The sequence below is a fragment of the Micromonospora sp. NPDC049799 genome (assembly GCF_040656655.1).
Taxonomy (GTDB): domain Bacteria; phylum Actinomycetota; class Actinomycetes; order Mycobacteriales; family Micromonosporaceae; genus Micromonospora.
Genome location: NZ_JBFAMU010000276.1, coordinates 1 through 6,585 on the forward strand (window position 1 = coordinate 1; position 6,585 = coordinate 6,585).

A 6,585-nucleotide genomic window follows, 5' to 3' on the forward strand; every position below is an offset into this window, starting at 1 on the left:
CACGCGGAGAGGCCCGGCCGCCGGCCGGGCCTCTCCGCGTGGGTCGGTCAGATCGTGGTGCTCACCCGGCTCGGGTCGCCACCGACGGGGGCGCCGACGTCGACGGTGGTCCCGGCCGAGGCGGACTCCAGCAGCCCGGCCGCGACCTGGACGGTCCGCAGGCCCTGGCGAAGGGTCACGATGTCGCTCTGCTTGCCCTCGACCGCGTCGCGGAACCGCTCGTGCTCGACCAGCAGCGGCTCCCGCTTCGGGATGGCGTACCGGATCATGTCGCCCTCGGCGACGCCGCGGAACGCGCGCAGCGCCTCCCACTCGGTGTCGATCGCCGCGTTGGCGTAGAAGGTCAGGTCGGCCGTGAGGGTGTCGGCGACGAAGCAGCCCCGGTCACCGGTGATGACGGTGGACCGCTCCTTGAGCGGGCTCAGCCAGTTCACCAGGTGGTTGACCATCGTGCCGTCGGCGAGCTGGCCGACGACGGCGACCATGTCCTCGTGCAGGCGACCGCTGCGGGAGACCGTCCGGGCCGACACCGACGTGTAGTCCTGCCCGGTCACCCAGGCCGTCAGGTCGATGTCGTGGGTGGCCAGGTCCATCACCACGCCGACGTCGGCGATCCGGTGCGGGAACGGGCCCTGGCGCCGGGTGACGACCTGGAAGACCTCGCCCAGCTCGCCGGCCTCCAGCCGGGTGCGCAGGTTCTGCAGGGCCGGGTTGTAGCGCTCGATGTGCCCGACACCGGCGACCAGACCGGCGGCCTCGAACGCCTCGACCAGCCGGGTCGCCGCCTCGACGGACTGCGCGAGCGGCTTCTCGATCAGCGCGCAGACGCCGTTGGCGGCGAGTTCGAGGCCGATCTGCTCGTGCAGCGCGGTCGGGCAGGCCACCACCGCGTAGTCCACGCCCAGCTTCAGCAGGTCACCCAGCTCGGGTACGACCGGGGCACGGAGCGTGCCGGTGGTGTCGCCGGCCGGGTCGACGATGCCGACCAGCTCGACGCCGTCCAGGTTGGACAGGACCCGGGCGTGGTTGCGGCCCATCGCGCCGAGGCCGATGAGACCGGCGCGCAGCTTCTTCCCCCCGCCGCTCATCGGGCACCGCCGGCCAGGTTCGCGCCCTCGGCGATCCGCTCCAGGTCGGCCTCGCTCAGCGACGGGTGCACCGGCAGCGAGACGACCTCGGCGGCGGCCCGCTCGGTCTCCGGCAGGTCCCACGGGCCCGGCTTTCCGTCCTCGGTGAGGTACGGCTTGAGCCGGTGGATCGGGGTCGGGTAGTAGACGGCGTTGCCGATGCCCAGCTCGGTGAGGCGGGCCTGGGCCGCGTCCCGGTCGCCCCGCACCCGCACCGTGTACTGGTGGTAGACGTGCCGGGCGTTGTCGGCCACCGGCGGGGTGACCAGGCCGGTGATCTTCGAGTCGAGGAACTTGGCGTTGGCGCGGCGCTGCTCGGTCCAGTCGGCGAGCTGGCGCAGCTGCACCCGGCCGATGGCGGCGGCCACGTCGGTCATCCGCATGTTGGCGCCGACGATCTCGTTGGCGTACCGCTGCTCCATGCCCTGGTTGCGCAGCAGCCGCAGGGTACGGGCCAGCTCGGGGTCGGCGGTGGTCACCATGCCGCCCTCGAGGGAGTGCATGTTCTTGGTGGGGTAGAAGCTGAAGCAGCCCGCGGTGCCGAAGGCGCCGACCGGCTGGCCGTTCAGGGCCGCGCCGTGGGCCTGGGCGGCGTCCTCGACCACGGCGAGGCCGCGCCGGGCGGCGATCTCCATGATCTTGTCCATCGCGGCCGGGTGGCCGTAGAGGTGGACCGGCATGATCGCCACGGTGCGCGGACCGATCGCCGCCTCCACCGCGGCGGGGTCGACGCAGAAGCTGTCGGGCTCGATGTCGACGAAGACGGGCTCGGCGCCCACCAGCCGGACCGCGTTGGCGCTGGCGGCGAAGGAGAAGGACGGCACCACGATCTCGTCGCCAGGACCGAAACCCAGGGCCATGAGGGTCAACTGGAGGGCCGACGTGCCCGAGTTGACCGCCACGCAGTGACGACCGGCGACGAGTTCACCGAACTCCTCTTCGAAGGCCGCGACCTCGGGGCCCTGCACCACCTTGCCGCTGCGCAGCACCCGCACGGCCGCCTCGATCTCGGCCTCGCCGATCACCGGCCGAGCGGGTGGGATGAATTCAGCGTTCTGCCCAGTCATGGGCATCCTCCTGTCGGTGTGGAGCTCGTCCGGCCGCGATGGTAGCCGGTCCCCGGGTCGGGAAGCCTGGCGGTGCGACTGGCGGATCGGAGACCCGGTGAGCTGGGACATTCACGGTCGTACGGAGAGCTCGACGTCCGACTCGCCCCGGATTGGCACCTGGCATGCTACTCGGAGCGCGCCGACGACGGCCGAGGCCATCCTCGGCGCGTCCGCCGGGTCGAGCGGCAGTCGGGCGATCGCCACCCGCCAGTAGAGCGGTCCGACGATGAGGTCGATGGCGATGTCGGGGTCGACCACCACAGGCAGTTCGCCGCGTTCGACGGCGCGGCCGATCAGCAGGCCGCCGACCGTGCGCTGGTGCAGCCGCAGCGCCTCCTGGAGGGTCTGCGCGATCTGCGGGTTGCGGGCGGCCTCGGCCAGCAGGTCGGGGATGATCTGCGAGGCGAGCGGGTGCCGCAGCGCCTGCGTCATGATCAGATAGAGCATCTCCAGATCGGTCCGGAGGTCACCGGTGTCGGGCAGCGGCAGGCGCTTCCCGGCGGCGGCCGAGACGACCTCCAGCACCAGCTCCAGCTTCGAGCTCCAGCGCCGGTAGACGGCGGTCTTGCTCACCCCGGCCCGGCGCGCGACCGCCTCGATGGAGAGCCGCCCGTAGCCGACGGCGGCCAGTTCCTGCATCAAGGCGCGGCGGATGGCCGTGGTGATGTCGTCCCGGAGCACCGCCGCACCGGCCGGAGCACGCCTCTTCTCGGTCGTCACGTGGGACAATGTAGCGCAGCGACGGTACGGTTGCGTCCCGACGTCTTTTCCACTACCGTCCACGCAGCGACGAGGCGGCGACGTTCCCGCCACTGCGGCCCGTCGGATCCGCCGAACTGTTGCGTCGCGGCATCCCCACCGAGAAAGATCGGAGCGCCCATCCATGGCCAACACGGCGGTGGCTGACGCCGACTCAGGACTGACCGGGGCGGAACTCGCCGCCCGGTACGGTCTGACGGTCGCCGGCGAACGGCCCACCCTCGCCGGCTACACCCGGCAGCTGTGGTCCTACCGGCACTTCATCGCGGCGTACGCGAACGCGAAGATGGTTGCGGCCTTCGCCACGGCCCGCCTGGGGCGCGTGTGGCAGGTGCTCACACCGCTGACGAACGCGGCGATCTACTACCTGATCTTCGGCGTCATCCTGAACACCAAGGGTGAGATCCCGAACTTCATCGCCTACCTCTGCGTCGGGCTGTTCATCTTCAACTTCACCCAGACCGCGGTGGTCCAGGGCACCCAGTCGATCAGCGGCAACCTCGGCCTGGTCCGGGCGCTGCACTTCCCCCGGGCCAGCCTGCCGATCTCGGTGACGCTCACCCAGTTCCAGCACCTGCTCACCGCCATGATCGTGCTGGTCGGCATCGTGCTGGTCACCGGCGAGCCGCTGACCCTGGAGTGGCTGCTGGTGATTCCCGCCCTGCTGCTCCAGTCGGTCTTCAACGTCGGCATGGCTCTCGGCATGGCCCGGCTCGGCGCCAAGGTCACCGACCTCAAGCAGCTCATGCCGTTCATCACCCGCACCTGGATGTACGCCTCCGGCGTGCTCTACAGCGTGGAGAACTTCGCCCGGCACCTACCCGGCTGGGCGCAGACGATCATCGAGGCCAACCCGCTGCTCATCTACATCGAGCTGGTCCGGCACGCCCTCCTGGAGAGTTCCCCGCTGACCTCCTCCCCGACGCGGCTCTGGCTGGTCGGCGCGGCGTGGGCCCTGGTGGCCTTCCTCGGCGGGTACGTCTACTTTTGGCGCGGTGAACAGGAGTACGGTCGTGGCTGAGCTCAACCAGGTCGCTCCCGGCAGCACCGGGGTCGCGGACCAGCGCATCCCCACCGTCATCGCCGACAACGTGCACCTCACCTACCGGATCTACGGCGCGGGCACCCCGGGCAGCGGCGGCGCGGTGGCGGCCCTCAAGCGGATCGTGTCCCGCACCGACGCCCCGAACATCCGCGAGGTCCACGCGGTCAAGGGCGTCAGCTTCACCACGTACCGGGGCGAGGCGATCGGCCTCATCGGCAGCAACGGCTCGGGCAAGTCGACACTGCTGCGGGCCATCGCCGGGCTGATGCCGACCGACAAGGGCGCGATCTACACCCAGGGGCAGCCCTCCCTGCTCGGCGTCAACGCCGCCCTGCTCAACGACCTCTCCGGCGAGCGGAACGTGGCACTGGGCTGCCTGGCGATGGGGATGCACCCGGACGAGGTCCGCAAGCGGACCTCGGAGATCATCGAGTTCTCCGGGATCAACGAGCGGGGGGACTTCGGTTCGCTGCCGATGCGCACGTACTCCTCCGGCATGTCGGCCCGGCTGCGCTTCTCGATCGCGGCGGCGAAGAAGCACGACGTGCTGCTCATCGACGAGGCCCTGGCCACCGGTGACGCCCGGTTCCGCCGCCGCAGCGAGCAGCGGGTACGGGAACTGCGCGCCGAGGCCGGCACGGTCTTCCTGGTCAGCCACGCGATCGGCACCATCCGGGACACCTGCGAGCGGTCGATCTGGCTGGAGTCCGGCCTGATCCGGATGGACGGGCCGACCGACGAGGTCATCGCCGCCTACCACGAGTACATGAAGAAGTAGCGTCCGGCGCACCGCCCCCCGGCCAACCACCGGGGGGCGGTGGGCGTTCCCGGCGCGGCTAAGGTCGTACCGATCGTGCGCCGGCCGGACGACCGCCGGCGTGTTGCAGCAGTGAGGATCGGCGATGACACAGGACGGCTCCCCCACCCCGGCCGCCACCGCACCGTGGCGACCCACCCGGACCGTGGCGGTGATCCTGGCCGGCGGTACCGGCACCCGGCTCGGTCTGGGCATCCCCAAGCAGCTCGTGAAGATCGCCGGCAAGCCGATCATCGAACACACCCTCGCGGTCTTCGAGGCCGCACCGGAGATCGACGAGATCGTCGTGCTGATGGCCGCCGGTCACGTCCCGGACGCCGAACGCATCATCGAGCGGGCCGGCTTCCGCAAGGTCACGACCGTCGTCGAGGGCGGCGACACCCGTAACGCCACCACCCGCCTCGCCCTGGACGTCATCGGCCCGGACGACTGCAACATCCTGTTCCACGACGCGGTACGCCCGCTGGTCAGCGGCCGGATCATCCGCGAGTGCGTCAACGCGCTGTGGACGTACGCGGCCGTCGACGTGGCGATCCCGTCGGCGGACACGATCATCCAGGTCGACGCCGACGACTGCATCACCGACATCCCGGTCCGCTCCCGGCTGCGCCGCGGCCAGACCCCGCAGGCGTTCCGGTCCGGCACCATCCGGGAGGCGTACCGGCGCGCGGCCGACGACCCGGACTTCGCGGCCACCGACGACTGCGGCGTGGTGCTGCGCTACCTGCCCGACACCCCGATCAAGGTGATCGACGGCGCGGACGAGAACATCAAGGTCACCCACCCGGTCGACGTGCACCTCGCCGACAAACTCTTCCAGCTTTCCGCCGCCAAGGCGCACCGGCTGGCCGACCACCGCGGCTACACCGAGGAGCTGACCGGGCGCACCATCGTGGTGTTCGGCGGCAGCTACGGCATCGGGCACGAGCTGACCGAGCTGGCCCGCGGCTTCGGCGCCCGCGTCTTCCCCTTCAGCCGCTCCACCACGGGCACGCACGTCGAGCGCCCCGACGACGTCGAGGCCGCGCTCAAGACGGCCTTCGCCGCCACCGGCCGCGTGGACCACGTGGTGGTCACCGCCGGCGTGCTGGAGAAGGGCGAGCTGGCCGGGATGGACCAGGAGACCATCGACCGGGTGCTGCAGGTCAACTTCCTCGGGCCGGTGACCGTCGCCCGGGCGGCGCTGCCGTACCTGCGGCAGACCCGCGGCCAGCTGCTGCTCTACACGTCCAGCTCGTACACGCGCGGCCGGGCCCGCTACGCGCTCTACTCGGCCACCAAGGCGGCGCTGGTCAACCTCACGCAGGCGCTCGCCGACGAGTGGGCGGAGTCCGGCGTACGGGTCAACTGCGTCAACCCGGAGCGGACGGCGACCCCGATGCGGACCCGGGCGTTCGGCGCGGAGCCGGCGCACACCCTGCTGTCGGCCGAGGCGGTGGCCAGCGCGTCGCTGGACGTGCTGCTGTCCGGGCTGACCGGGCAGGTGATCGACGTACGCCGGTCGGCCGGCGGGGCCGACGCGGTGGAGCCGGCGGCGGTGGTCCCGGCGCAGGCCGGGGTGGAGCGCGGCGACCAGCCGGCGGACCAGGTGGGGGCGGAGCAGTATGCGTGGTGACCTCGTCCGGAAGCTGATCGCCCGGGGCCTGGCCACGGGGCTCGCGGTGGCGGCGTTCGTCGTGCTCGCGCTGACCGGGGCGACCGGCTGGGGCCTCGGTGTGGCGGTCGCCG

At 71.5% G+C, this 6,585-nt stretch carries 6 protein-coding genes; 3 read left to right on the top strand and 3 right to left on the bottom strand.

Annotation, left to right across the window (positions count from 1 at the left end):
• Positions 1-47 precede the first annotated feature (47 nt).
• The 3 genes from AB0I76_RS19595 to AB0I76_RS19605 all read right to left on the bottom strand — a co-directional run bounded on the left by AB0I76_RS19595 (position 48) and on the right by AB0I76_RS19605 (position 2,917).
• Entirely contained in the window at positions 48-1,088 is a 1,041-nt protein-coding gene (locus tag AB0I76_RS19595) for a Gfo/Idh/MocA family oxidoreductase (RefSeq protein WP_357037199.1), read from the bottom strand.
• Positions 1,085-2,194, bottom strand: a complete 1,110-nt coding sequence (locus AB0I76_RS19600) for a DegT/DnrJ/EryC1/StrS family aminotransferase (RefSeq protein ID WP_357037202.1) — start codon at positions 2,192-2,194, stop codon at positions 1,085-1,087. Before AB0I76_RS19600 ends, AB0I76_RS19595 begins: the two co-directional genes overlap by 4 nt.
• 111 nt (positions 2,195-2,305) lie before the next feature.
• Positions 2,306-2,917: a TetR/AcrR family transcriptional regulator gene (locus AB0I76_RS19605; protein WP_357037214.1), complete on the bottom strand. Its 612-nt coding sequence runs from the start codon at positions 2,915-2,917 to the stop codon at positions 2,306-2,308.
• Positions 2,918-3,119: 202 nt separating this feature from the next.
• Between AB0I76_RS19605 and AB0I76_RS19610 the strand changes: the two genes are divergently transcribed.
• From AB0I76_RS19610 to AB0I76_RS19620, 3 genes are all read left to right on the top strand, one after another.
• The gene (locus AB0I76_RS19610) at positions 3,120-4,016 is read left to right on the top strand and encodes an ABC transporter permease (protein WP_357037205.1); all 897 of its coding nucleotides are present in this window, start codon (positions 3,120-3,122) and stop codon (positions 4,014-4,016) included.
• On the top strand, positions 4,009-4,818 hold the full coding sequence (locus AB0I76_RS19615) for an ABC transporter ATP-binding protein (RefSeq protein ID WP_357037208.1): 810 nt from the start codon (positions 4,009-4,011) through the stop codon (positions 4,816-4,818). Before AB0I76_RS19610 ends, AB0I76_RS19615 begins: the two co-directional genes overlap by 8 nt.
• Before the next feature lie 124 nt (positions 4,819-4,942).
• Complete coding sequence (locus AB0I76_RS19620; protein ID WP_357037211.1) at positions 4,943-6,472, top strand: bifunctional cytidylyltransferase/SDR family oxidoreductase; 1,530 nt, start codon at positions 4,943-4,945, stop codon at positions 6,470-6,472.
• Positions 6,473-6,585 lie beyond the last annotated feature (113 nt).